A 2903-nucleotide genomic window follows, 5' to 3' on the forward strand; every position below is an offset into this window, starting at 1 on the left:
TATACAGGTGGACCCTACCCTGCTGGTTATCTGCACTACGCCGCAAACGTGATGAGTCAGGGGGAGTTTCTAGGTCTGCCGCTTAATGCAACTTTTGTTGACGGTTACTATCATACCGAGATTACGGGACCCGCTTATGCGTCCAGTAATCAGGTTATTCGCGGCAGGGTACGCTCGACAGCCTCTTCTACTGATGACAATGCCGACATAGTCTTCCATATGGCTGATGACTATGCAGAGGCCGATGAGGATCTATCCGACTTTATCGGCGATGCGACCGACAAGGTTCAGGACATTCTGGGCTCTCAGGACATTCTGGAAGAAGAGCTGAATCACCTGAACTTTTGGGTCTATAAGCGTGAGGCTCAAATAACTGATTGTGGCACTGTTCATCATCTCGCCGCATATGAAATCTCTTTCAGTGATGTCGAAGCGGTGCTGCACAAAACTAGCGTGAGAGACTGCAATAGTGGCACCCATTTCTCTGCTGAGGGCAGTAACACGCAGGCTTTCTTGCATGAGACCGCACATGCGCTCATTGACCTTGGTGATGAGTACGACGGGGACACTTGCTACGGCTGTGTTGGCTCTCCGGAAGCCAATATTTTTCCCACTGAAGCCGAGTGCCAGGCCGAGCAAATCAATAAAGGACGAGATCCAGCCGCGTGTTATGAGTTTACGGCCGAGCGCGGAGGCTGGTGGGGCATCCATGGTAGCGGCACCGTCATGGCTGGCGGATTGGTGGGACAACCTTGGGGAATCGAAGCAGAAGAGCGAGTGAACTGGTTCTTCGACGGGTACTGATTTTTCCCAAGTTAGATATCAAGACAGGATTAAAAAATGAAAGACTTCATCATTTCAGCGATGGCACTGATGCTTATGGGAACCACCTCGCCAAGTATTGCCCATCAGGATCACAAAGATCATGACGAGCAGGTCAATTACTCATTAATGATCGACCTTGCCTACGGAAAAGGGAGATGGACCGCAAAACCGGTAGAGATGATGCCGTGCGATGGGCCTGGGGGCATACCACTAACCCGATCTGATCAATCGAGCATGGTGCAGTTGGTTGATCAAAAAGGTCGAGTTCTCTACCAGAGATATCTGCGCAATCCAAGATGGGTTCACTATGAGGTGACCAAAGAAGGCAAAAAACCCGACGAGTTTCTTGATCAAGTGAAGGTCAAACTGATTATTCCGATCCAGGTGCCCGACAAACGCGGTTCCGACATCCCGATGCCAAACCGACTGACTTTCACGGAAACAGTGGGCTCTTCTGATCGCGCTTCCGTATCGGTCAACATTGGCAGACAACTCTCACGACTCTACAACGCATCCAAATCCAAAAAAGACTTCCCTTGTCAGCTTGAGAAGGTCACCGCAGATCACCTTCCGCCGTTGCAGGGTGGGTCAACGGGGTTAGAGTTATTTGCGAACAGCGACAACGTCAAAGCGTTGTTGATTTCACAGCCTGAACTCGCGCTGAAAGTCATCGCCGATATGGGCACGAGTCCTGCCACCTTCAGAAGAGCCATTTATGATGTCAAAGACCAATGGCGGTCCTGGGGTATCGATAAGCGTCGGGCTGACCAACTGATTCAACAATACAACAGCATTTATCGCAAGAAAAAAAGCGGCTGATGCTGTTCGACAAAAATCAAAAGTCCGTAATTGCAACTCTCAAAAAGCACCGAACACAATAGAGTTCGGTGCTTTTTTGTCTTGGACACTTTGTCATTTCAAATGATTTATTCAGGAGGAGATGTCTCATGAAAAAACTGATGCTTTTGCCTGCGGTCTTTCTGACCTGTTTTTTCAGTCTGGCCCTCGCGCCGACCTCTGCAAACGCTGGTCAGCCCTGCTTTCCGTTTTTCGGGATAGGCTGTCCTGGAGGTCATTCTTGCAATCAAGAGACTTTTAGATGTCCTGAGCTGTGCCGACTACCTAGTGACTGTCCGGCAAGCTCTATCTGCACTGACGAGGGCATCTGCAGCGAGCCGCAGCAACAAAGGAGAGTCGGCATAGGCAGGCCGTGCGACGCCAACTCGTCTTGTACAAGCACCTTGTGTGACACAGAGAGACGGACGTGCGTTGAGACGGAGTGCGATTCGGACATAAATTGCGAGTTAGGGGCACTTTGCTCAGGGGGTCTATGCGTGGTCGATCTTGTTGCCGACCGGGATCGAGATGGACTTCCGGATGGATCTGAGAGCGTGTCGCGAGATAACTGTCCCGATATCGCTAACTCGGATCAGCGAGACATTGACCGCGACGGGCTCGGTGATGTTTGTGATCTCGATGATGATAATGATGGTATCGATGATGTCGTGGACAACTGCCGCTACGTTTCCAACCCACTCCAATACGATGTTAACGGAAACGATTTAGGAGATGCCTGCGAGGGATTCGGAGCACGGCCTCTTTGGATCAGAACCGAACCGGGTGAGCGCGACAGCTCCGCAAATGTCGTAATTGGCTATCGGGCAGGAGCTGGTGCTGAGCGAAACAACACTATTGTTGGCTCTCTCGCCCTTTCTACAACGCGAGGCGGTGCAGATAACACCGTGGTTGGAGCCAACTCACTCAAACGTCACCAAGGCAGGCATCGCGACAGACGAGACCGCAATTCGACTCTTGGAAGCGGGACGCTGGAGGCGCTGGTTACAGGAAGCAATAACATCGCCATTGGCTACAAGGCGGGCAGCAACGTAGAAACAGGCTCTGGCAATATCTATATCGGTGCTTATGCTGGACCAACGAAGAAAACACGAGGCGAAAACAACAAACTCTATATCTCTAACAGTAAAGAACAAACGCTGGTCAGCGGGGATTTTGGCAAGCGGGACATCAAGTTTCACGCTACCTTGAATGCCGAGGCCCTCACCCAGTCTTCCGATGCG

General features: G+C 51.1%; 3 protein-coding genes. All 3 read left to right on the top strand.

From position 1 onward, the window contains the following. A partial coding sequence (locus B2R29_RS10200) for a hypothetical protein (RefSeq protein ID WP_301180969.1) occupies positions 1 to 804 on the top strand: 804 nt, incomplete at its 5' end. Positions 805 to 840: 36 nt separating this feature from the next. Then, positions 841 to 1644, top strand: a complete 804-nt coding sequence (locus tag B2R29_RS10205; RefSeq protein WP_301180970.1) for a hypothetical protein — start codon at positions 841 to 843, stop codon at positions 1642 to 1644. Positions 1645 to 2159: 515 nt separating this feature from the next. Beyond that, positions 2160 to 2903, top strand: a 744-nt coding sequence (locus B2R29_RS10210; protein WP_301180971.1) for a thrombospondin type 3 repeat-containing protein, incomplete at its 3' end; no start/stop codon positions are given.

Origin of the sequence: Thalassolituus sp. UBA3500, assembly GCF_002377545.1 — a bacterium.
In the GTDB taxonomy this organism is placed as follows: domain Bacteria; phylum Pseudomonadota; class Gammaproteobacteria; order Pseudomonadales; family Oceanobacteraceae; genus Thalassolituus.

Bases quoted from the DNA above. Each gene is read 5' to 3' on its own strand.
- B2R29_RS10205 (WP_301180970.1), top strand. From the start codon at position 841: ATGAAAGACTTCATCATTTCAGCGATGGCACTGATGCTTATGGGAACC.